The following is a 23,429-nucleotide window of genomic DNA, read 5'->3' as shown; positions in this document are numbered from 1 at the left end:
ATCGGTGTGGCGTTGCGGCGGCGGCTCTCACGACTCGGCCGGCACCGGCGGGGCCCCGGTCGTGGTTCCGGCGCGGACCCGGGCGACGAAGTCGGCCAGCACGGGTGCCTCGAACAGGGCGCGTACGGGGATGTCCGCCCCGGCTTCCCTGCGGGTGCGGTTGACGACCTTGATCACCATCAGCGAGTGCCCGCCGAGGGAGAAGAAGTCGTCCGCGGGCCCGACCTCGGCGACGCCGAGTTCCTCGGCCCAGATGGCGGCCACGGCCTCTTCGAGGGAGTCGCCGCGCGGCTGCCGGGCGGCGGGGTCCGCGCTCGCGGGCGCGGTGCGGGCCCGTTCGAGCAGGGCGCGGCGGTCGACCTTGCCGTTGGCGGTCAGCGGCAGGGCGTCCAGGATCCGCAGCTCGCCGGGGACCATGTGCGCGGGCAGCCGGTCGGCGAGGAACGCGCGGAGCGCGACCGCGTCGGGGCCGCCGGGCCGGACGGTCGCCCAGGCGAGGAGCGTCGAGCCGACCGACTCGCCGGTGTCGGTCAGGACGCAGGCGTCGACGACGGCCGGGTGGGCCTTGACCGTCGCACCGATCTCGCCGAGTTCGATGCGGTAACCGCGTACCTTCACCTGCTCGTCCCGGCGTCCCACGTAGCGGAGTTCGCCGTCGGCGTCCCGTCGGGCCAGGTCGCCGCTGAAGTAGGTGCGGCGGAGGTCGCCGGGCCCCCAGGCGACGGTGCGGAAGGCGCGGTCGGTGGTGTCGGCGTCGCCGAAGTAGCCCCGGGCGAGCCCCGGTCCGGAGATCGTGATCTCGCCGGTCTCGCCGTCCGGGGTGGGCTCGCCGTCGGCGTCCCGCAGCGAGATCTCCAGGTCGGGCAGCGGTACGCCGATGGGGCTGCCCGCGTCGGCGGCCGCGTCCGCCGCGGTGATCCGGCGGTGGGTCACGTGGACGGTCGTCTCGGTGATCCCGTACATGTTGACCACCAGGGGCCGGGCGTCGCCCCGGCGCGCGAACCACGCGCCGAGCGAGGCCGGGTCGAGCCGCTCGCCGCCGAGGACGACCAGTCGCAGCCGGTCGAGTCCGGCCTGCTGCTGCTCGTCGGCGCTGATCAGGGCGGCCAGCGCCGAGGGCGTCTGGCTCAGGACCGTGACGCCCTCGGCGTCGATCAGCCGGAGCAGCTCGTCGGGGGCCCGGGCCTTGTCGTCGTCGACGACGACGAGACGGCCGCCGAAGAGCAGCGCCCCCCACATCTCCCAGACCGAGAAGTCGAAGGCGAAGGAGTGCAGCATGGTCCACACGTCGTCCGGGCCGGGTTCGTAGAGGCCGGAGGCGACGGCCATCAGCCGGGTGACGTTGCGGTGCGTGACCTCGACGCCCTTGGGGGTGCCGGTCGATCCCGACGTGAACATCACGTAGGCCAGGTCGTCCGGACCGACCGGGACGTGCACCGGCGGGCACTCGGCGTCGGGCGCGGCGTCGGCGAGCACGACGGGTCCACCGTGCCACCGCCCCGCGCGGTCGGCGAGGTCCCCGGTGGTCAGGAGCACCGGGGCGGCGACGCGTCCGACGATGTCGGCGATGCGCGTGTCGGGGTGGCGCGGGTCGAGCGGCACGTACGCCGCGCCCGCCATGAGGACGCCGAGGACGGCCGGCACGATGTGGCGGCGCGGCACGAGCACGGGCACCAGGTCGCCGGGGCGGACGCCGGCGGCGGCCAGGCGGCCGGCCACGCATCCGGCGACCCGGTGGAGTTCGGCGTACGAGAGCGACGTGCCGTCGGCCGTCAGCGCGATGGCCTGGTCGCTCAGGGCGGCCTGGTGGGCGAACCAGGCGGGCAGCGTGGAGGCGACTTCCGCACGCTCGGTCACGGTGCCTGCGTCGCTGAGAACTTCGGGCAACTCTTCCCCCAGGAAACGAACAATTCTCGGTGTCGTCCGGCGGTCCGCGCCCCGGCGGGGCGCGTTCCGGACGGAGGTCAGGCGTTCTCGGTGAACGCGTCCAGCAGCGATTCCCACCGCGCGCAGAACGCGAGGACCCGGTCGCGGGAGACCCACGGCGGGTACTCGATCCGCCCGGTCAGTCCCGCGTCCCCGTGGTCGGTCAGCAGGACGGTCCAGGGCCAGCGCACGCCCAGCGGGGTCACCGGCAGCGACCGCGCCGTGCATCCGGGGACGGACAGCGCGGGTGCCGGGTCGCGGTCCCAGGCGATGACCAGTGGTGCGAGGGGGCCCGCCGCGCGCAGACCGAGCGCCGCCGTCAGCGCGGGGAAGGGCACGCGCGACCAGGCGCGCGCCTCTGCCACCACGTCCCGCGCCCGGCGCAGGGCCCCGGCGGGACCGGCCTCGCGGGCGTCGCCGGGGCGCGGGCCGAAGGGGACGGTCGTGAGGAGGTACCCGGCGGTGTCGGCCGCCTCCACCCCGTCCCGGTCGGCGACGGCGAGCGCGAACCTGCCGTCCGTCCCGGCCAGTTCGCACAGCGGGTCGAGTGCGGCGGCCAGCACGACGGCGAACGCCGTGGTGGCGTCGCGGCGCGCGCGGTCGCGGACCCGGGACCACGCCCGTGCCCCGACGGTGAAGGCCTCGACCCTGCAGGAGTCCTGCGCGGGGCCGGGCTCCGCCCGCTCGGGCAGCCAGGCGCGTGCCCGGTCGGCCGCCGCGCGCACGGCGTCCCGGCCCGCCGGGGAGTCGAGGTAGCGGCGCTGGCGGCGCGCGTACCCGGCGTGGCCGTGGTCCTCGGGGAGGGCGGGCGCGTCACCGCGCAGCGCGGCGGCGAGCTCCTCCAGGACGATCCGGGCGCTCCACGCGTCGACGACGAGGTGGTGCCAGACGAGCAGCACCCGGACGGTGTCCGCCGCGGAGAGGACCGCGGCCCGGACGAGGGGTCCCCGGCCGAGGTCGAACGGCGGCCGCTGGAACTCGGCCACCAGCCGCTCCCAGGCGTCGTCCACGCCCTCCCCGGCCGCGACGGGCCGGACGGTGACGGACACCGGCGCGCCGTCGGTCACGAACCGGGCGTCGTCCTCGTCCACGCGGCCCCGGAAGACGACGTGCCGGTCGAGGACCGCGGCCAGTTCCTTGGCCGTGCGCTCGGGGCACAGCGGGCCGGTGAACTCGACGGCCACGGCCTCGTGGAAGGTCCCGGGGGGCGCGGCGCCGGTGAGTTCCGCCGCCCAGATGCCCGCCTGGCCCGGCGTCAGCGGAGACCCCTTGCCGGCCGTCCCCTCGTCACCGGACGCGTCCGCGGCGGGCAGCGCGGGGAGGCGTGCCGCGAGGGCGGCCAGGGTCGGCGCCGCGAGCACGTCGGCGGCGGTGACGGCCCGGCCGGTGGCCTCCCGCAACAGTGCCGCGAGGCGCGTGGCCTGCAGGGAGTCGCCGCCCGCCTCGGCGAACCCGAGGTCGAGCGCCGACGCGGGGGCGTGGGTGAGCACGGTGCGGCAGGCGTCCTCGACGGCGCGCTCGTGCCCGTCCACGGCCGTCCGCGCCGGCGACTCGGCCGAGGTGGGGAGGGCGGCGCGGTCGAGCTTGCCGTCGCTGGTCATCGGGATCCGTGCCAGCGCGAAGAAGCGCCGGGGCACGGCCTGCGGGGGGAGCTCCTCGGCGAGCCGCGCCTTGAGGCCGGCCCACAGGTCGGCGCGGGTTCGGGCGTCGGCGTCGTTCGCGCCGCCGTTCGCGCTGTCGTTCGCGCCGCCGTTCGCACTGTCGCCGTCGGTCTCGGTCTCGGTCTCGGTCCGGGGCTCGGCGTCGGAGTCGGTCCCGGTCCGGGGCTCGGCGTCGGCGTCGGTCCCGGCAACGGAGTCGGTCCCGGCTGCGAGCACCACGAAGGCGGTGAGGACGGACGGGCCGCCGGGGCTCGCGGGCCGGGCGAGGACGGCGACGTCCGCGACCTCGGGACATCGCCGGAGCGCGGCCTCCGTCTCGGCCGGTTCGATCCTGACGCCGTCGATCTTGAGCTGGTCGTCGATCCGCCCGAGGAAGGTCAGTTCGCCCGTGGCGTCGGCGACGACGATGTCGCCCGTCCGGTACATGACGCCGTCGCCGTCGGCGGCCGGCACGAAGCGTTCCGCGGTGCGCTCCGGGTCGTGGAGGTAGCCGAGGGCGACGCCCGGGCCCGCGACGCAGAGCTCGCCGGGCTGTCCCTGCTCCACCGGCGCGAGCCGGTCGTCGAGCACGAAGCCGCGGTTGCCCTCGACGACCTCGCCGATCGGGGTGCGCCGCTGCGGCTCGGCGCAGTGGTCGGGGACGGTGTAGAGGGTGGCGCAGACCGTCGTCTCGGTCGGCCCGTAGCCGTTGACGACGACCAGCCCCGGGGTGCGCTGCCGCAGTTCGACGAGGAGTCCCAGCGGAATGGGCTCGACGCCGGTCAGCAGCCGCCGGAGGCGGGGGACGGGCCGGTCGGCGTCCGTCCGGTCGCGGGTGGTCCGGTCGCGCAGCGCGGTGAGGAACTGGGGCGGCAGGTAGGCGGAGTCGACGCGCTGCTCGGCCAGGTGGTCGAGCGTGGCGTCGATGTCGCGGCGGTACGCGTCGGGGACCGGGACCACGGTCCCGCCGCTGGTGAGCGCGCTCCACATCTCGTACACGGACACGTCGAAGCCGGGCGACGTCCACCAGCTGTGCCGGGCCCCGGGGCCGAGCGGCGCCCGGCGCTGGAACGCGGCGAGCAGGGTGTGGACACCGCGGGCCGGGACCACGACGCCCTTGGGCCTGCCGGTGGACCCGGAGGTGTAGATGACGTAGGCCGGGTCGTCGCCGTCCGTGGCGGGGGCGTGCCGCTCGGGGCCCGGTGAGCCGGCCGCGGGCGGAGCCGTCAGCAGGGGCGCGACGGCACGCACGTCGTCGTCGCCGGCACGGAGGACCACCGAGGGCCGGGCGTCCGTCAGGATCTGCTCGCGCCGCTTGGCGGGACCGGTCACGTCGAGCGGGACGTACGCGGCGCCCACGGCGGTCGCCGCCAGCACGCCGACGACGAACGGCGCGCCCACCGGCATCTCGACGGCGACGAGGTCGCCGGCGCCGACGTTCCGGGCGGCCAGCCGGTCCGCGAGGGCGGCCGCGGCGGCGGCCGTCCGGCGGTAGTCGACCGCCCCGTCCGGGCCGGCGAACGCCTCCTGGCCGGGGTGGGCCGCGGCGGTCTCGACGAACGCCTGCCACAGGTTCCGGTGGGTCACGGGGAGACCTTCTCGGGTCGTGGTGTGAGCACACTTCCCCCTCGACTCGACTGTCTGCTCGCCGGCCGGCCGCCGTGTGGGCGGACCGGTCGGTGCCCGGATTGGAGCACGCTGAGTCGCCCACTGGCCATGGATTCGTATCTCGCCGAACGCGCTCCTGAGTTCGTTGACCGCCTCTTCGGGCGCGTGCTTTGATGCGGAACGCACAGGACAGTGCCATGACCGTTCTCCCATGGGGTCCCCATCACCCGGACGCTGTCCTCGTCGACGCGGATGGCGACGTCCTGCGCTGCACCGGAGCGGCCGGCCGCTCGCTGAGCCCCTTCACGTGAGAGTCGCATCACGCCGTTTCGGCGTCGCCGCACCACCACTTCACGGAGCGAAGATGCGATACCTCATTCTCAATCGGACCGCCCTCACCATGCGCCGCTACGACGTGTGGCTGGGGCCCGAGCACGAAGTGGTCCTCGTCACCGCAGCCGCCGCGGTGCCCAAGGATCCGGCCGAACGGGCCGCCGTACTGGCCGGATACGCCCACGTCGAGTGTGTCGAGAGCTTCCACTTCGACCCGGCCGTCGACCGGCTGGCCCTCGAACTGCACGAGAAGTGGCAGTTCGACGACGTACTGGCCTTCGCGGAGTTCGACCTGATGCGGGCCGCGCGGCTCCGGGTCTCCATGGGGATATCCGGCCACGCGCCGGAGGACGTCATGGCGTTCCGCGACAAGTTCGCCATGAAGGAGCGGCTGGCGGAGTCGGACGTGCCGCTGCTCCCCTTCGCCGCCGTCACCTACGCGACCGACGTCCTCGGCTTCGTCGCGGAGCACGGCTATCCGATCGTGGTCAAGCCGCGCCGCGGTGGCGGGTCGATGGACGTGGAGGTCCTGCGCGGCCCCGACGACCTGACGGGACTCTTCGAGCGCAACCCGGAGTTGGGCACCGACGACGGCGCCCACCTGCTGGCCGAGACGTACCTCGACCACGAGCTCTTCCACATCGACGGCGTCCTCGTCGACGGCGAGGTCAGGATGGTCTGGCCGTCCAGCCAGGGTGACACCACGTGCCTGGACATCGTCAACGGCCTGTCGCTGCGCAGCTCCCTCATGGATCCCGAGGACCCGCTGACCGAGCCGCTCCGCGAGATGACGCTCGCGGCGCTGAAGGCCCTTCCCACGCCGGGCAGCTGCGTCTTCCACGCGGAGATCTTCCGTGACCGCCGGGGCGGGGCGGGTCTCGTCTTCAACGAGATCGCCGTCCGGATGGGCGGCGGGATGATCGAGGACATGCTCGAACTCGGCTTCGGCGTCAAGCCGCACGAGGTGTACTTCCGGTCCCTCGGCGGCAACAACCCGCCCGAGGTCCCGGAGCGTCCGCTGCGGATCGCCGGCGTGACGCTCTTCCCGCCGCGGCCGGGGACGCTCGTCGAGATCCCGGACAGCTGCCCGGTCCCGGACGTCGCGGCCTACAAGAGCTACGCCAAGCCCGGAACGGTCATGTCGGGCGCGCAGTTCAGCACGGACAAGATCGCCTCGGCGCTGGCGACCGGCGGGTCGCGCAAGGAGGTCGAGGACGTGCTCGGCGAGGTGCACGCCTGGTTCGAGAGGACGGCCGTCGTCACCGACGCCGTCTGATCCGGACTGTCGCCCGGAGGGACGGGGACAGGGGTCGCCCGGCGGTCGGTACCGCCGGGCGACCCCTTCGTTCACGCCGTGTCGCCGGGGTTACTTGACGTTGATCGCGGTCCAGGCGGAGGCGACGGCGTTGTACTGGGTGCTGCCGGCGCCGTACAGGTCACGCGCGGCGTTCAGGGTGGCCGTGCGGGCACCCGAGTAGCCGGTGGTGGAGGTCATGTAGGTGGACAGGGCCTTGTACCAGATCTTGTACGCGGCGGTGCGGCCGATGCCGGTGACGGTGGAGCCGTCGTAGGTCGGCGAGTCGTAGGTGACGCCGTTGATCGTCTTCGAGCCGCTGCCCTCGGAGAGCAGGTAGAAGAAGTGGTTGGCCGGGCCCGAGGAGTAGTGCACGTTGAGGCGGCCGACCGACTTCGACCAGTAGTCGGCGGACTTGCCGTCCTTGCTGGGCTTGTCCATGTAACGGAGCGGCGTGCCGTTGCCGTTGATGTCGATCTTCTCGCCGATGAGGTAGTCGCCGGCGTCGGTGGCGTTGCCCGCGTAGAACTCGACCGAGGTGCCGAGGATGTCGGAGGTGGCCTCGTTCAGGCCGCCGGACTCGCCGCTGTAGCGGAGGTTGGCGGTGGAGGAGGTCAGGCCGTGGGACATCTCGTGGCCGGCCACGTCGATGGACGTGAGCGGGTGGGTGTTGTTGATGCCGTCGCCGTAGGTCATGCAGAAGCAGCTGTCGTCCCAGAAGGCGTTCACGTAGGCGTTGCCGTAGTGGACGCGGGAGTAGGCGGCGACGCCGTCGCCGCGGATGCCGTTGCGACCGAGCTCGTTCTTGTAGAAGTCCCAGGTGAGGGCCGCGCCGTAGTGGGCGTCGGCGGCGGCGGTCGCGCGGTTGGACGCGAGGCCGTTGCCCCAGGTGTCGGTGGAGTTGGTGAAGAGGGTGCCGGTGCCGGACGTGCCGCCGTTGAGGTCGTACGTCTTGTGGCCGCCGCGCAGGGCGTCGGTGAGGGTGTACGAGCCCGAGGTGCCGAGGGTGACCTGGCCGGCGTACATGGTGTTGCCGGTGCCGGTCTCGATCATCTCGTAGGCGTACAGCTCCTTGCCGGTGGTGGCGTCGGTGACGACCTGGCGGCGGCTGGGGGTGCCGTCCTGCTGGACGCCGGTGACGATGGTCTCCCAGGCGAGGACGGGCTTGCCGGTGGCGGCCCAGATGACCTTGCGGGCGGTGGAGGCGGCCTCGGAGGCGTTGGCGCCGGAGGCGAGGGCGGCCTGCTTCGCGGCGGCGGACGGGACCGCGGCGGTCGTGGTCGCCACGGATATCAGGGCCCCGGTCGCCTTGGTGGTGGAGCGGGCACCCGACTTCTTCTGGTGGACGACCAGGTCGCCGCCGAGGACCGGGAGGCCCTCGTAGGTGCGCTCGTAGCGCGTGTGGACGGTGCCGTCGGCGTCCTTGACCACGTCGCGGACGACGAGCGCCTCCTTGCCGGACAGGCCGATGGCCTTGCCGGTGGCCGCGGCACCGGCCTGGGCCTCCTGGACGGCCGCGGCGCGCTGGCCGCCGGAGAGGGCGAGCGCGGTGGCTCCGGCCTCGCGCTGGGCGTCGGCGTTGGCGGATCCGGTCTGGACTCCGACGACGACCATGGCGGCCGAGGCGAGCAGGGCGGCGGCGCGGGCGGTGGTACGGCGGTGCGAGGACTGCTGGCGGGTCACGCGGGCTCCTTCGCTGAAAAGCGTGGGGGTTGTGGGGGTGGGTGATGCGGGTGTGAGCGTGCCAGCGAAGCCGCCTGTTTGACAGGTCTGCAACAAGGATTTGACCAGCTGTTGTCCGAAGGTCAGATAACTCTGTTCGTTATGCGGCGAGTTAGGTACCCGCGTGCCCGCCTTCGGGCAACGAGAAGCCCCCGGAGGAGGGATGCGCACCGGGGGGCTTTGGTGCCGGTCGGCGGCGGATCGGGCGGCTTCGGGGCTCTCGGGCCGGCTCATGTCGACCTCGCCGAGGGTGTCCGTCAGCGCGTCCGCCGGGCCGAGTTCGGCGTCCCGGACGGTGACGGAGGGACTCGGGGGCCACGCCCTCGGGGACCCCGGGTCGCTCGCCCTCCTCATGGACGACATCGCGCCACGTCTTGAGCGGTACGGAAGCTCCTGGAGCCGCTTTTCACGCCTGAACGGGCGGGGGACGTGCCGTGAACGGGGCGCGCGCGGCGACACGGTCCGGCGGTGGAGCAGGCGGTGCGGGCGGCGGGGCAGGCCACGGCGGGGCGGCCGGCGCGGGCGGTGGCACGGGCGACGGCAGGGCGGGCGGCGGTGGAACGGGCGGCGCGGGCCGTGGAGCGGGAGGTGGTGGGGCGGGCGGGGCCGTGGTGCTCCTGCCACCCGTCGACGCCATGCGGCCCCGGTCCGCCGACGAGATCCCCGGGCAGGGCGAACCGCCCCGGGAGCTGCGGTACTCCCTCGAACCGGACGGGTTCCGGGCCCTCGCGTTCGTGCTCGACGGCGGGAGGGCCGCGCTCCGGCCCCGGTCCCGCCGGGACCTCGCGCCCGAGTTCCCCGGGATCGCCGCGGACCTGGGCGAGCGGCCGCCGGCCGGGGTCGTGTGCGACGGGGAGCCGTGCGCGTACCGCGAGGGACGGCTGGGCTTCACCGACCTGCTCCGCTCTCACACGGAGCGGGTACGGGCGGGCGTGCCGGTCTCGTGCGTCGCCCTCGACCTGCTCGCCGTCCCCGGCCGGGACGTGCGGAGCCTGCCGCTCCGTGGCAGGTGGGAGCTGCCGGGCGCGGCCCTCGCGGAGGTCGGCCCGCCCCTCCGGCGGGTGCCGGCCACCCGGGACGGGGAGACCGCGCGCGGATGGTTCCGTGACCTGCGGGAAGCGGGCATCGAGGGGATCAAGGACATCGAGGGGCTCGTCGCCAGGCGTCTCGCCTCGCCCTGCCAGGCCGGCTCCACCTGGGCCCGGCGGAAGATCCGGCACACCGACACCAGCGACGGCCTGCTCGTGGGCCCGGTCGTGGGCCCGGTCGACCCGGCGGACCGGCCCCCGGCCCTGCTCGTACGGCTCCCCGACGGCGGTACGGCGACCACCTCGCCGCGGCTCACCCCGGTACAGGTGCGCGAGGTCGGCGCGTCGGCGGGCGACCGCGCCGGAGCGCTCGCCGACGGTCCGGAACACCGGCCCGTGCGCCCGGTGGACCCGCCGCTCCCCGTCGAGCCGCGCCGGGCCGTGGGGCGGCACGGGGCCGCGGCGTTCGTCCGGGTCCGCTCGAAAGGGTGAGCGCAGGGCCCGGGTCCGCCCCTCGGATCATGCCGCCACCGAGAGCAACTGCCCTGCTCCGCACTGTATATGGCGCAAAGAGGCCGCAACCGGGGCCCCGCGCGCGGCCGGTGTCGCCGGTTCGGCGTCGGGAGCGGCCCTGTGGTGCACACTTGCTGCCTGGTACAGCGCTCACGGGGAAGGCGGCCTGGCAATGCTGACGGGGATCGAGGAGGTCGACTGGGCCTCACTGGGGCACGCGTACGGCCCCGCGGACGACGTGCCGGAGCTGCTCCGCGGACTCGCCTCCGCCGATCCCGCGGAGCGCGAGACCGCCCTCGACGGCATGTACGGCGCCGTGCACCACCAGGGCGACGTGTACGACTCGACGCTCGCCTGCATCCCCTTCCTCCTCGAACTGGTCGCCGATCCCGCGGTCCAGGACCGCGGCTGCATCGTCGAGTTGCTCACCAGTATCGGCGGGATCGAGCTCGACGACGACGACGAGCTCGACGCACTGGATCAACTCGCCCTCGAAGACGAGGAGTTCATCCCCGCCGCCAACTACGCGATGGCGGCCGCCGCCATCGCGGCCGGGGCCGACGTCTTCCTGGGGCTCGTCGCCGACCCGGACCCCGAGGTGCGGCTCGCCGCGCCGTGCGCGCTCGCCTCGCTGCACCCCGAGCCCGCGCGGGCGCTGACCCTGCTGCGGGAGCGGCTCACCGTCGAGCGGGACACCGAGGTGCGGCTCGCCCTCGTGGCCGCCGTCGGGCGGATCGCGCTGCGGCACGCGTCGCTGCGCGACGAGACCGTCGACTGGCTCGACTGGCTCGCCCGCGCCGCCCAGGACCCGGGGCTCCGGCTCGCGGCCCTGGCGCAGCGGGCCCGCTGCGCGCCGGCGGAGATCCCGGACGACGTCGTGCCGTGGGTGACCCGGCTCCTGGAGGAGATCCGCACGGCGGCCCAGCGGCCGGGGACCGGCGCCGACGCGCACCGGTCCGCCGCGCCCACGCTGATCGGCCAGGTCAGGGAACTCCTGGAGGAGCACGCCGCCGGGCGGCCCGCCCCCTGGACCGAAGAGCTGCTGCGGACCCTGCACACCGCGCTCGACGACCGCGTCGACGACCGGATCGCGCTCATCCTGGCGCAGTTGCGGAGCCCGGACTGGGGTCAGCGTTCGGACGCGATCTGGCTGTGCGGCGGGTTGATCAGGTTGTGGCGGGGCCGGTACGAGGAGGTCGTCCGGCTCGTCGGCGTCCAGCTCCACGACCCCGAGCCCCGGCTGAGGGAGGCCGCCACCTCGTTCCTGGAGCGGCTCTTCGAACTGGGCGGCCCCGCCGCCGACGCCCTCGTGGCCCGCCTGACGAGCGGTCCGGCGGCGCTGACCGGCCCCGGCCCGGCCGGCCGGGCGCCGTTCGCCGCCGGGTCCCTCGACGGCCTCGACGGCCCCGCCGGTCCCGGTCACGGTCACGGCAGCGGATACGCCTTCGTCGGCCGCTCCGGGCGGGACGGGGCGCTGCTCGCGCTGGCCCGCGCCGGGGACACCCGCGCGGTCCCGCTCCTGGCCCGCGCCCTGGAGGAGGGCGAGGTGCGGCGGGAGCTGCTCTACGCCATGGACGGCCTCGGGCCCTCGGCGGCGATGCTCGCCCCGCTGCTGCGGCGCCGGCTGGCGGAGGTCGATCTCGACGAGCGGTTGTACGACCGGGCGGCGCCGCTGCTGTACGCCCTGGCGGCCGTGCGGGGCGGGCAGGCCGTGCCCGAGGTGCTGCGGGTGCTGCGGGGCGCCCCGGAGAACCGGCGCGACTGGGTGCGGGAGGCCGCCCTGCGGACCCTGGCCTCGTTCGGCCCGGCGGCCCGGCAGGCCGTACCGGAGCTGCGAAGACTCCTGGCCGCCGAGTCGGCCTCGGTCGCCACGGCGGCGGCGCGCGCGCTGTGGGCGGCCGAGGGTGACACCGGGGAGGCGCTGGCGGCCCTGGAGGGGTGGCTGCGGCCGGGCACGCCGGGAGCGGACTGGTGCTCCGCCGCCCTGGCGCTGGCCGAGATCGGCCCCGCGGCGGCCTCCACGGCCCCCGCCCTCCGGCCCGGCCTGACCTCCCGGGACCTGTGGGTGCGGGTCAGGACCGCGACGGCCCTGTGGCGGGTGTCCGGCGAGACCCGCGCGACCCTGCCGGTGCTGCTCGCGGCCTGGGAGGAGAACCGGCACGCGCGCGTGGACATCGTCGAGTGTCTGGCGGAGATGGGTCCCGCGGCCGCGGAGGCCCAGCTCGTGATCCTCACCGAGCTGACGCGCAGGCGTCGTCACAACGCCCGTGAGGGCGCCTCGGGCAGCCACGACATCCACGTCGACGAGAAGCTCCTCACCTTGTGCCGGGCGGCCCTGGCCCGGATGGAGCGGGATTCCCCCCGGTGAGCGCGGACGCTCCCGGCCCGGCCCGGGAGCCGGCTCCCGGGGGCCCCGTCCCGTCCCGACAACCGGACGAGTAGACAAAAAGGACTTCCCTCCGAATAAGGTCTACGGGAGAAGGGCAGCACCGACCCCGACGACCGAGGAGCACCGTGAGAGCGCGCGGACCGCACAGCGCCGTCGGCGCCCTGTGCGCCCTCGGCCTCGTGCTGGCGCTCACCGGATGCGGCGGCCGGGAGGGCGGGCCGCAGAGCGCCGGGGCGACGCCCGCGGCCGTCGGCCCGGTCCGGCTGTGGCCCGACCTCGCCCCCGCGACGAACCCGCCGATGGACTACGGCGAGTCCGACACGCAGCGCGTCTCGGGCATCGAGGTCGCCGACAACGACGTCCACGCCGTCGACGCGATGGCGGTCGTCCGCGCCGAGGTCCGCGCCCACCCCGACACGTACACGGGCGCCGACGGGCTCTACGAGGAGACCGCGCGGGCGATCGAGGCCTGCCCCACCGCACCCGAGGCGTGTCCCGTCATGCGGCCGTACTACCGCGACCTCACCGGCAACGGCCGGGACGAGCTGATCGTGGGGATCCGGATGCCGGAGCAGCAGGTCGGGGTGCGGGTCTACCTCGCCGAGAACGGCGGGCTCACCAGGATCATGTCCACCGTCGACCAGGTCGTCAGCGTGGAGCTGGCCGGCCGCGACCTGATCATGCGGGTCAGTTCGGCCGGCATCCCCGGGTACGAGTACCGCACCGCCTGGTCCTGGGACGAGCAGCAGCACAGCATGCTGCCGACCCGGGACGAGATCGTCCGGGTGCGGCCCTCCCGCACCGGGCCCTCCGCCGTGCCCGTGCCGCGGCTGGTCAGCCCCAGCGCCACCCCGGCCCCGGACTCCCCGACCGCGTCCGGGGAGCCCGCGGACCCCGCCCCGGCCGAACCCCTCCCCGCCGAGCCCACCCGGTGAGGCGGCCCCGGCTGCCGGCCTGGACCGCGACCCTCACCTGGAAGGCCGCGGTCTTCATCGCCGTGATGTGCTGCGCGCTGGCCGCGCTGCTCGGCGTCCTCGTCCACGTGTCGGTGGCCTCCCAGACCGTGAACGACTCCCGGGAGAAGGCGCTGACCCGCCTCACCGAGGTCACCCGGCTCTACGAGGCGGGCGAACCGCTGCCCCGGTTCGCCGGGGTCGACCCGCCCGGGCTCCCCGCGCCCCTGCGGGCGCTCGCGGCCCGCGGCGAGCGCGGCACGATGGTCGCCGACGACCGGGGCCGGCCGACGATGTGGGCGGCCGGCCCCGCGGACGGCCGCGCCCTCGCCGTACGGGTCGACTACACGCAGAGCGCCGAGACGATCGACGCGCTCGACCGGTCGATCCTCGGCTCCTCCGTGCTCGCGATCGGCGCGACCCTGCTCGTGGGCGCGTTCGCCGTCACCCGGGTCACCCGCCGGCTGCACCTGACCGCGCAGGTGGCCCGCCGGATCAGCGCCGGCGACCTGGACGCGCGCGTCGACGACCCCCGCACGAAGGACCCCTCGCGCCCGCAGGACGAGGTGGCCACCGTCTCCGGGGCGCTGGACACGATGGCCTCGTCGCTCCAGCGCAAGCTGCAGAGCGAGCAGCGGTTCACCGCCGACGTGGCGCACGAGCTGCGCACCCCGCTGACCGGACTGTCGGCGGCGGCCGAGCTGCTGCCGGAGGGACGGCCGTCGGAGCTCGTACAGGACCGGGTGCGGGCGATGCGCGGCCTCACCGAGGACCTCCTGGAGATCTCGCGGCTCGACGCCCGCAACGAGACCGTGGACCTGGCGGTGCACGAGCTGGGGCCGCTGGCCGAGCGGGTGGTGCGCGCCTCGGGCACGGACACCGGGGTGCGGGTCGTCCGGGACGCCACGGTGGAGACGGACCGGCGGCGCCTGGAGCGGGTCCTCGGCAACCTGGTCGCCAACGCGCACAAGCACGGGGCGCCGCCGGTGGTGGTGACGGTGGACGGGCCCGTGGTGTCGGTGCGGGACCACGGCCCCGGCTATCCCGCGTACCTCCTGGAGTCGGGTCCGCAGCGGTTCCGTACCGAGAGCGGCGGCAAGGGGCACGGGCTCGGGCTGACGATCGCCGTCGGGCAGGCGCGGGTGATCGGCGCCGAGCTGGTCTTCGCCCGGCCCGGGGAGGGCGGGGGCGCCGAGGCCCTGCTGCGGCTCCCGGAGTACGTACGCCTCACGGACACCGGTCCGGAGGACTGACGGCGCGCCACGGCACACCGTCACACAAAAGGGACATAGGGCATACCGCTTGCTACGTTGCCGACCATGACCGCACCGCGCACGGACGCTCCCCCGCCCGGGGTACGCATCCCGAAGCGCCGCGGCGTGGAACTCTCCCTCCTCGTCTGCGCCGTCCTCATCTCCGTCTCCGGCTACGCCGCGGTCGGCCTCGCCCGGAGCGGCGCCGTGCCGCCGGACGCCGCCCGCTACGGCGCCGGACTCGGGCTGCTCGCGCTCACGGCCCATCTCGCGGTCCGGTTCCGCGCCCCGTACGCCGATCCGCTGCTGCTGCCGATCGCGGTCCTGCTCAACGGCCTGGGCCTGGTGCTGATCTACCGCCTCGACCTGGAGACGCCGCACGACCAGGCGGCGGCGACGCAGCTCGTCTGGTCCACGCTCGGGGTGGCGCTCTTCATCGTGGTCGTCCTGCTGCTGCGCGACCACCGCACGCTCCAGGGGTACGCGTACGTGTCGGTGGCCGCCGCGCTCGGCCTGATGATCCTGCCGATCTTCTTCCCGGCGGTGAACGGGGCGAAGATCTGGATCAGGATCGGCGGGCTCTCGTTCCAGCCGGGTGAGTTCGCCAAGATCCTGCTCGCGGTGTTCTTCGCCGCGTACCTCGCCGCCAACCGCAACGCCCTGGCGTACACCGGCCGCCGGATCTGGAAGTTCCAGTTCCCCACCGGTCGGGTGCTCGGACCCATCGTGGCGATCTGGCTCCTCAGCGTCGGCGTGCTCGTCCTGGAACGGGACCTCGGCACCTCGCTGCTCTTCTTCGGCCTCTTCGTGATCATGCTGTACGTGGCGACCGGGCGGACCGGCTGGATCGCGGTCGGCCTCGTGCTCGCCTCCGCCGGCGCGTTCCTCGTCGGGTCGCTCGAACCGCACGTGCACAGCAGGGTGCAGGACTGGCTCGACCCCTACGCCTCCATCCGGGCGGGCGAGGGGCCGGGACAGCTGGCCCAGTCGCTGTTCGCCTTCGCCGCCGGGGGAATCCTCGGCACCGGCCTCGGGCTCGGCCACTCGGTCCTCATCGGCTTCGCCGTGAAGTCCGACTTCATCCTGGCGACGGCCGGCGAGGAGCTGGGGCTCGTCGGCCTCACCGCGCTCTTCCTGCTCTACGCGCTGCTCGTCGCCCGCGGCTACCGCGCCGGCCTCTCGCTGCGCGACCCCTTCGGGCGGCTGCTCGCCATCGGGCTCGCCTCGATCGTGGCCCTCCAGGTGTTCGTCATCGCCGGCGGGGTGATGGGCCTCATCCCGCTGACCGGCATGGCGATGCCGTTCCTGGCCCAGGGCGGCTCGTCGGTCGTCACCAACTGGGTCATCGTGGCCCTCCTCATCCGGGTCAGCGACTCGGCCCGCGCCCCCCGGCCGGACGACGCCGACACCGGGACGCTCGCGCGCGTGACCCAGGAGGTCCGGTGATCCGCTACATCCGCCGGGCGGCCGCCCTCTGCCTCGTCCTCCTCGTCGCCCTGCTCGTCAACGCCGCCCGGGTGATGGTCCTCGAGGCCGGGGAGCTCGACGGCAACCCGGCGAACCGGCGGATCGCGATCGAGCGGTACGCCGAACCGCGCGGCGAGATCGTCGTCGACGGGAAGCCGGTCACCGGCTCGCGGGACAGCCGGCAGCAGCTGCGCTGGGAACGCACCTACCGGCAGGGGCCGTTGTACGCCCCCCTGACCGGCTTCGCCTCCCAGACGTACGGCACCACGCTCATCGAGCACGCCGAGGACGAGGTCCTGTCGGGGACCGACCCGATGCTGGCGCCGCTCCCCCTCTGGAACGACCTCACCCGCAACCACCAGCCGGGCGGCGACGTGGTGACCACGATCCGCGCCTCCCTGCAGGAGGCCGCCTTCCGGGGACTCGACGGGAAGCGCGGCGCGGTCGTGGCCGTCGAGCCGTCCAGCGGTCGCGTCCTGGCCCTCGTCAGCTCGCCGTCGTACGACCCCGGAGTCCTCTCCGGGACGGGGCGGGGGGTCAAGGACGCGTGGAGGCGGCTGAACACCTCCCCGAACCAGCCGATGCTGAACCGGGCCCTGCGGCAGACGTACCCGCCCGGCTCCACCTTCAAGATCGTGACGGCGGCGGCGGCCCTGGACGCCGGGGCCGTCCGGGACGTCGACGCGCCCACCGACACCCCGGACCCGTTCGTGCTGCCGGGCACCCGGCAGGTGCTGCCGAACGAGGCGAAGGGCTGCGCCGACGCCACCCTCGCCTACGCGATCCAGTGGTCGTGCAACACGGTGATGGCCGGCCTCGCGGTGGAGGTCGGACTGACCGGCATGGTCGACGCGGTGGAGCGGTTCGGCTTCAACGACACCGCCCTGCGGGTCCCGTCCTGGGTCGCGAAGTCCAACTTCGACCGGGAGATGAGCCCGGACCAGCTGGCGCTCTCGTCGATCGGGCAGTTCGACACGACGGCGACCCCGCTCCAGATGGCGATGGTCGCGGCGGCCGTCGCCAACAACGGGGAGATCGCCCACCCCCACCTCGTCGACCGCACCACGACCTCCGGCGGCACGACGGTCGACCGCACCGGCCGCCGCAGCTACCGCCAGGCGATGAACCCCTCCACCGCGATCCAGCTCCAGCGCCTGATGGTCAAGGCCGTGGAGGAGGGCACCGGCACGAACGCGGCGATCCCCGGGGCCCGCGTCGGCGGCAAGACGGGCACCGCCCAGCACGGCTTCGGCAACACCGGCACCCCCTACGCCTGGTTCATCGCCTGGGCGCAGGCGGAGCACTCGGCCCAGCCCGCGGTCGCGGTGGCCGTCGTCGTCGAGGACGCGGAGGCCTCCCGCACCGACATCAGCGGCGGCGGCAGCGCGGCCCCCATCGCCAAGGCCGTGATGCAGGAGGCCCTGCGCCTGGAGGCCGAGTCCCGGAGGTAGGCCCCCCGCGGGCCCAGCGCCCGGGAGCGGGAGGAGTCCCCCGTCGCGAGGGTCACTCGCCGGCCGCGCCCTCCGCGATCGCGTCCGCGACCTCCGTCACGCGGGCCTGTTCCTCCGCCGCGAAGCGCTGCGCGTCGAGGCGTTCGGCGATCTCCTCGTCCTGGGTCATGAGGAGGTCCAGGTCGGAGTCGCCGAGGTCGAAGACGCCCATGTCGAGGTAGGCCTTCTGGAGGCGTTCGCCCCAGAGGCCGATGTCCTTGACGCAGGGCACGATCCGGCTGAACAGCAGCTTGCGGAAGAGGTGCAGGAACTCGCTCTGCTCGCTCAGCTCCTCCGCCTCCTTCTTCGGGATGCCGAAGTTCTCCAGGACCTCGACCCCGCGCAGCCGGTCGCGCATCAGGTGGCAGCCCTCGATGACGAACTCCTCGCGCTCGCGGAGTTCGGCGTCGGAGAGCTGCCGGTAGTAGTCGCGCAGCGCCATCCGGCCGAAGGCCACGTGCCGGGCCTCGTCCTGCATCACGTAGGCGAGGATCTGCTTGGGGAGCGGCTTGTCGGTGGTGTCGCGGATCATGCCGAAGGCGGCGAGGGCCAGGCCCTCGATGAGGACCTGCATGCCGAGGTAGGGCACGTCCCAGCGGGAGTCGCGCAGGGTGTCGTCGAGCAGGCCCTGGAGGTCGTCGTTGATCGGGTAGAGCATCCCGATCTTCTCGTGGAGGAAGCGGCCGTAGATCTCGGCGTGCCGGGCCTCGTCCATGGTCTGGGTGGCCGAGTAGAACTTGGCGTCGAGGTCGGGGACGGACTCGACGATCCGGGCGGCGCAGATCATCGCGCCCTGCTCGCCGTGGAGGAACTGGCTGAACTGCCAGGAGGAGTAGTGGCGCCGCAGGTCGCCCTTGTCCTTCTCGGTCATCTTCGCCCAGTGGCGGGTGCCGTAGAGGTTGAGGACCTCGTCGGGGGTGCCGAGCGGGTCGTACGGGTCGACCTCCAGGTCCCAGTCGATGCGGGTGGCGCCGTCCCACTGTTTGTCCTTGCCCTTCCGGTAGAGGGCGAGGAGGCGCTCGCGGCCGTCGTCGTAGTCCCACGAGAAGCGGGCGGCGCCGGTGGCCGGCACCTGCCACACGGGTCCGGCGGGGGCGTTCACGTAGAGGTCGTGCGTCGACACCGACGACTCCTTCCGTCCGTTTCCAGCAGGCTCACACGGTGATAGACAGGTCGTCAACAAGTCGCGCGCAAGGGATTGACGGGCTTGCTGACGGGTTGTCTCATCGAGAGCGACCCCCGGTAACGCGACGGCGAGCACAGTGAGGTGCCGAACCATGACCCCCTTCACCGAGCCCGACTTCAGCCTCCTCCGGGACGCCCTGGGGCCGCTGCGCGACCGTGAGCAGGTCGCCGAGCGCCTCCTGGAGTCCTCCCGCAAGCACTCCTTCGACCCGGACACCGAACTCGACTGGGACGCGCCCTTCGAGGACGGCAAGTGGTTCTGGCCACCCGAGCTCGTCTCGCTCTACGACACCCCGCTGTGGCGCCGGATGTCCGAGGAGCAGCGGATCGCCCTCTCGCGCCACGAGGCCGCCTCGCTCGCCTCGCTCGGCATCTGGTTCGAGATCATCCTGATGCAGCTGCTCGTCCGGCACATCTACGACAAGTCGCTGACCAGCCATCACGTGCGGTACGCGCTCACCGAGATCGCCGACGAGTGCCGGCACTCGATGATGTTCGCCCGGCTGATCACCCGCGGCGGCACCCCCGCCTACCCGGTGCCGCGGATCTACCACAACCTCGCGCGGGTCCTGAAGACCGTCTCCACCACCCCCGGCTCCTTCGCGGCCACCCTGCTCGGCGAGGAGATCCTCGACTGGATGCAGCGCCTGACCTTCCCGGACGAGCGGGTGCAGACCCTGGTGCGCGGGGTCACCCGGATCCACGTCGTCGAGGAGGCCCGCCACGTGCGGTACGCCCGCGAGGAGCTGCGCCGCCAGATGGCGACCGCTCCGCGCTGGGAGCAGGAGTTCACCCGGCTGAGCTGCGGCGAGGCCGCCCGGGTCTTCTCCACCTGCTTCGTCAACCCCGGGGTGTACGAGGCGGTGGGCCTGGACCGCCGGGAGGCCGTCGCCCAGGTGAAGGCGAGCGGGCACCGCCGCGAGGTCATGCGGTCCGGCGCCAAGCGCCTGACGGACTTCCTCGACGACATCGGCCTCCTGCGCGGCCCGGGCCGCCGCCTCTGGCGGTCCTCCGGCCTGCTGGCCTGAGAGGCCGCCGCCGAGCCGGACCCCGGCGTCCCGCCCCGGCGTCCGGCTCGGCGTCCGGACCGCCGTCCACCCCGCCGTCCACCCCGCCGTCCGGCTCGGCCGCCCGTCCGGGACCGCGGCTCGGCGTCCGGCGTCGGCCGCCCGCCCGGGAGCCCCGCCCGTCCGCGCCGGGCATCCGGCCGGCCGCCTGAGGGGAACGCTCCACGACTACGCTGCGGAGCATGACCAGCGCCGCCACTCCCGCGTACCGCAGGCTCACCGTCGAGGAGCGGCGCGGGCAGCTGCTCGACGCCGCCCTGGGGCTCTTCGCCCATCAGGCGCCCGAGGACGTCTCGCTCGACGACGTCGCCGAGGCGGCCGGTGTCTCACGGCCCCTCGTCTACCGGTACTTCCCCGGCGGCAAGCAGCAGCTGTACGAGGCGGCCCTGCGGTCCTCGGCCGACGCCCTGAACCGCTGCTTCACCGAGCCGCCGGAGGGGCCGCCCACGGAGCGGCTCGGCCGGGTGCTCGACCGGTACCTGGCCTTCGTCGACGAGCACGACGCCGGGTTCAGCGCCCTGCTGCGGGGCGGCAGCGTCGCCGAGACCTCCCGGACGACCGCGATCGTGGACGAGGTCCGGCGGGCCGCCGCCGAGCAGATCCTCTTCCACCTGGGGGCGGAGCGGCCCGGCTCCCGGCTCTCCATGCTGGTCCGGACGTGGATCGCGGCCGTGGAGGCGGCCTCGCTCATCTGGCTCGACGAGGAGAAGCAGCCCCCGGCACGGGAGCTGCGGGACTGGCTCGTCGACCACCTGGTCGCCCTGCTCGCGGCGACCACGGCGAGCGACGCGGAGACCGCGGACGTCGTCCGGCGGCTCCTCGCGCAGGAGACCGCCGCGGGACCGGTGGCGACGCTCGCCCGCAGGGTCGTCCCGGTGCTCGGCGAGGCGGCGCACCTGCTGTGAGCCGGTGCCGGAGGCGGCGGGAGAGACTGGAGGGGTGAGAAGCGAGAACACCCCCTTCCGCGGCGGCCCCCTCGACGGCCGGGTGCTGCCGATCCTGGTCGGCCCGACCGGCCATCCGCCGAAGTGGTACGAGGTCCCGGTCCCGGCCCACGACGGCCGCCCGCCGACCCTGTACGCCTACCGGCGCGAGCCCGCGGGGTACACGAAGCGGCTCGGTCTGCAGCGCGGCTGGGTCTACGAGTACGCCCCCGAGGGCCGCGAGCGGCGCGAACCGAGGTGGCCGTGGTCCAAGCCGGCCGGCGGCGCCGCGAGGGACCCGAAGGACGCTGAGCCGAACGGGTGAGGACGCCGGACGCGCCCCGATTCGTACGGTAATCGGATGAAGTGACACGCCATCATCCTCCTGGAGGTGGTGACGTGTCACGAAGACTGCTGCGCACGGTCTGCACGGGGGCGCTCGCCGCGGTGACCGCGCTCACCGGGGCACTCCCGGCGGCGGGCGCCGCCGCACCCGACCCGCCCGCGGACCCCCCGGCCCGGGCCCCGATCGCCTGGGCCGACCCGGCGGCGGAGCCGGTCGGCCCGGTGGACCCGGCCGCGCGTCCGGCCGCCCCGACGGCGGACCCGAGCGACCCGGCGGACCCGACCGCCGACCCGGCGGACCCGAGCGCGGAACCGACGGACCCGCTCGACCCACTCGCCCCCCTCGATCCACTCGACCCGACGACGGACCCGACGGATCCGGCGGACCCGGCCGGCCCGAAGCCCCCCTCCACGAGGCCCGGCGCCCCCCTCGCGCCGGAAGCCGGTGATCCGGAGGCCGCCGCGGCCGACGACGCCGCCGCCCTGCCGCCCCCCGGTGGCGATTCCGTGGCCGGGCTCCTGACCCGGCTGCGGACGCTGTACCGGCAGGCGGAGGAGGCCACGGAACGGTTCAACGCCGCCGAGGAGGCGCTGAAGGCGCAGACGGCCGACACCAGGAAGGTCACGGCCCGGCTCACCGCCGCCCGGACCGCCCTGGCCCGGGGGCGCGCCGAGGCGGGACGGATCGCGCGGGAGCAGTACCAGGGCAGGTCCGAGTTCTCCTCGTACCTGGGGCTGCTGTTCTCGTCGGACCCGCAGTCGGCGCTCGACCAGGGGCATCTGATGGCCCGCGCGGCCCGCGGCCGGGCCACGGCCGTCGGGCGGCTCGAAGGGGCCGAGCGCCGGGCCGACGCCCTCGCGAGCGCCTCGCGCAAGGCCCTGGACCGGCAGCAGGGCCTCGCGGCGGCGCAGCGCACCCGGCGCGACGAGGTGACGGGCAGGTTGCGGGAGGTGGAGAAGCTGCTCGCCGGCCTCTCGGCCGAGCAGCTCACCCGGCTGACCGAGCTCGAGCGCGCCCAGACCGCGGGCGCGCAGCGCGAGCTGCTCGACTCCGGTGTCCTGGACGGCACCCGCACCCCGTCGCGGGCGGGCGGGGAGGCGCTGGAATTCGCGGTGGGCGAGATCGGCAAGCCGTACGAGTGGGGGGCGGAGGGCCCGGACGCGTACGACTGCTCGGGGCTGACCCAGCGGGCGTGGGCGGCGGCGGGGCGGGAGATCCCGCGGACCAGCCAGGAGCAGTGGGCGGCCCTTCCCCGCGTGCCGCTCGGCGAGCTGCGCCCCGGCGATCTGGTGGTGTACTTCCCCGGCGCCACCCATGTCGCGCTCTACCTCGGCGGGGGCCTGGTGGTGCAGGCGCCGCGCCCCGGCGGGAAGGTGAAGGTCTCCCCCATCGCGGCGAACCCGCTGCTCGGGGCCGTACGCCCCGATCCGGGCGGCCGCGCCCTGGCCTCGTACACCCCGCCCGCCCTTCCGCACGGCGCCTCGGACGGCGCGGACGAGGGCTTCGACCGCCCATGAAGTCCCCCTCCGCCCAAGGGACTTGCCCGTGAAAGCAATACACGACAAGCCTGCCGGGTCCTTACCGACCTCTCGTCACGGCCACGGAGCCCCGTCATGCCCAAGTCATCGCCTCGGGCTCGGCATCGCCGGCAACCTCACCCCGTTCGCCGTGCGGCGTGCGGCGTGCGGCGTGCGGCGTGGCCGGGTCCTACTCGAAGAGCGCGATCACGCCGATCACCCAGACCGCCGCGAACGCGGTACCCCCCACCAGGCAGCCGAGTCCCGCGAGCACCCCGCCGACGCTCCACCCACCGCTCTCCGGCGCGGCCTCGCCGAACCCGTCGTCCTCGTAGGACGCCGGATCGTCCCAGTCGACCGCCCGCCCCGACTCCTCGGCGTGGGCGGTACGCACGGCCACCAGCTGCTCCTGGGCGAACACGGTCGGCGCCAGCGCCTCGGTCCCCCGCCACGCCAGGGCCTTCATCCGCCACCCGGGGGACCCGTACCGCTCCTCGAACGCCGCCGTCTCGTCCGTGTCCCGGTCCTCTTCGAGGTACATCCAGCGCCCCGCCTCGGCCGCGTCCCCGTACAACCGGTACACCTCGGCCAGCCTGCGCCGCACCACCGGATCCTGCGGAAACGACGAGACCAGCCCGCGCAGCCGCTGCCGGGCCATGGGCACACGCCCCGCGGCGAGGTCGGCGTCCACACGGGCCAAGGTGTTCTCCAGTGACATGAACACATGATCGGCCATCCGACCGGAACGCCTCGACCCGTTTTACGACGCCGACGG

16 protein-coding genes are annotated in these 23,429 nt (G+C 74.4%); 11 read left to right on the top strand and 5 right to left on the bottom strand.

Features of this window, described 5'->3' with window-relative positions; translation table 11 throughout:
- Positions 1-27: 27 nt before the first annotated feature.
- Together AC067A_RS01665 and AC067A_RS01660 are read right to left on the bottom strand one after the other, a co-directional pair.
- Complete coding sequence (locus AC067A_RS01665) at positions 28-1,857, bottom strand: non-ribosomal peptide synthetase (protein WP_478613021.1); 1,830 nt, start codon at positions 1,855-1,857, stop codon at positions 28-30.
- Positions 1,858-1,964: 107 nt separating this feature from the next.
- The gene (locus AC067A_RS01660) at positions 1,965-5,153 is read right to left on the bottom strand and encodes an amino acid adenylation domain-containing protein (protein ID WP_478613018.1); all 3,189 of its coding nucleotides are present in this window, start codon (positions 5,151-5,153) and stop codon (positions 1,965-1,967) included.
- Positions 5,154-5,538: 385 nt separating this feature from the next.
- Between AC067A_RS01660 and AC067A_RS01655 the strand changes: the two genes are divergently transcribed.
- Positions 5,539-6,783 (top strand): ATP-binding protein, encoded by a 1,245-nt coding sequence (locus AC067A_RS01655; RefSeq protein WP_478613015.1) that lies wholly within the window; start codon positions 5,539-5,541, stop codon positions 6,781-6,783.
- A gap of 90 nt (positions 6,784-6,873) precedes the next feature.
- On the opposite strand, the gene AC067A_RS01650 is transcribed toward AC067A_RS01655, so the two are convergent.
- On the bottom strand, positions 6,874-8,484 hold the full coding sequence (locus AC067A_RS01650; protein WP_478613012.1) for a M4 family metallopeptidase: 1,611 nt from the start codon (positions 8,482-8,484) through the stop codon (positions 6,874-6,876).
- 647 nt (positions 8,485-9,131) lie between these two features.
- Between AC067A_RS01650 and AC067A_RS01645 the strand changes: the two genes are divergently transcribed.
- From AC067A_RS01645 to AC067A_RS01620, 6 genes are all read left to right on the top strand, one after another.
- Positions 9,132-10,043: a DNA ligase-like domain-containing protein gene (locus AC067A_RS01645; RefSeq protein WP_478613010.1), complete on the top strand. Its 912-nt coding sequence runs from the start codon at positions 9,132-9,134 to the stop codon at positions 10,041-10,043.
- 193 nt (positions 10,044-10,236) lie between these two features.
- Positions 10,237-12,432, top strand: a complete 2,196-nt coding sequence (locus AC067A_RS01640; RefSeq protein ID WP_478613007.1) for a PBS lyase — start codon at positions 10,237-10,239, stop codon at positions 12,430-12,432.
- A 146-nt stretch (positions 12,433-12,578) separates the two neighbouring features.
- The gene (locus AC067A_RS01635) at positions 12,579-13,388 is read left to right on the top strand and encodes a hypothetical protein (protein WP_478613004.1); all 810 of its coding nucleotides are present in this window, start codon (positions 12,579-12,581) and stop codon (positions 13,386-13,388) included.
- Entirely contained in the window at positions 13,385-14,659 is a 1,275-nt protein-coding gene (locus tag AC067A_RS01630; protein WP_478613001.1) for an ATP-binding protein, read from the top strand. Before AC067A_RS01635 ends, AC067A_RS01630 begins: the two co-directional genes overlap by 4 nt.
- 66 nt (positions 14,660-14,725) lie before the next feature.
- The gene (locus AC067A_RS01625; protein ID WP_478612998.1) at positions 14,726-16,105 is read left to right on the top strand and encodes an FtsW/RodA/SpoVE family cell cycle protein; all 1,380 of its coding nucleotides are present in this window, start codon (positions 14,726-14,728) and stop codon (positions 16,103-16,105) included.
- Positions 16,102-17,577: a penicillin-binding transpeptidase domain-containing protein gene (locus tag AC067A_RS01620; protein ID WP_478612995.1), complete on the top strand. Its 1,476-nt coding sequence runs from the start codon at positions 16,102-16,104 to the stop codon at positions 17,575-17,577. Before AC067A_RS01625 ends, AC067A_RS01620 begins: the two co-directional genes overlap by 4 nt.
- A 52-nt stretch (positions 17,578-17,629) precedes the next feature.
- On the opposite strand, the gene AC067A_RS01615 is transcribed toward AC067A_RS01620, so the two are convergent.
- On the bottom strand, positions 17,630-18,739 hold the full coding sequence (locus AC067A_RS01615) for a ferritin-like domain-containing protein (RefSeq protein ID WP_478612993.1): 1,110 nt from the start codon (positions 18,737-18,739) through the stop codon (positions 17,630-17,632).
- Positions 18,740-18,893: 154 nt separating this feature from the next.
- Here AC067A_RS01615 and AC067A_RS01610 point away from each other — a divergent pair, with 154 nt between their 5' ends.
- The 4 genes from AC067A_RS01610 (at position 18,894) to AC067A_RS01595 (ending at position 22,654) form a co-directional block, all read left to right on the top strand.
- Positions 18,894-19,829, top strand: coding sequence for an AurF N-oxygenase family protein (locus AC067A_RS01610; RefSeq protein WP_478612990.1), 936 nt, complete (start codon positions 18,894-18,896; stop codon positions 19,827-19,829).
- Between the two features lie 221 nt (positions 19,830-20,050).
- Entirely contained in the window at positions 20,051-20,773 is a 723-nt protein-coding gene (locus AC067A_RS01605) for a TetR/AcrR family transcriptional regulator (RefSeq protein WP_478612987.1), read from the top strand.
- A 34-nt stretch (positions 20,774-20,807) separates the two neighbouring features.
- The gene (locus AC067A_RS01600) at positions 20,808-21,116 is read left to right on the top strand and encodes a hypothetical protein (protein WP_478612984.1); all 309 of its coding nucleotides are present in this window, start codon (positions 20,808-20,810) and stop codon (positions 21,114-21,116) included.
- Positions 21,117-21,190: 74 nt separating this feature from the next.
- Positions 21,191-22,654, top strand: a complete 1,464-nt coding sequence (locus AC067A_RS01595) for a C40 family peptidase (protein ID WP_478612982.1) — start codon at positions 21,191-21,193, stop codon at positions 22,652-22,654.
- A gap of 190 nt (positions 22,655-22,844) precedes the next feature.
- Here the strand turns inward: AC067A_RS01595 and AC067A_RS01590 are convergent, their stop codons facing one another.
- Positions 22,845-23,372 (bottom strand): DUF6584 family protein, encoded by a 528-nt coding sequence (locus AC067A_RS01590; protein WP_478612979.1) that lies wholly within the window; start codon positions 23,370-23,372, stop codon positions 22,845-22,847.
- Positions 23,373-23,429: the final 57 nt, after the last annotated feature.

The organism is Streptomyces sp. NPDC043176 (assembly GCF_056436715.1).
This window is presented reverse-complemented; position numbering and strand designations above follow the sequence as displayed.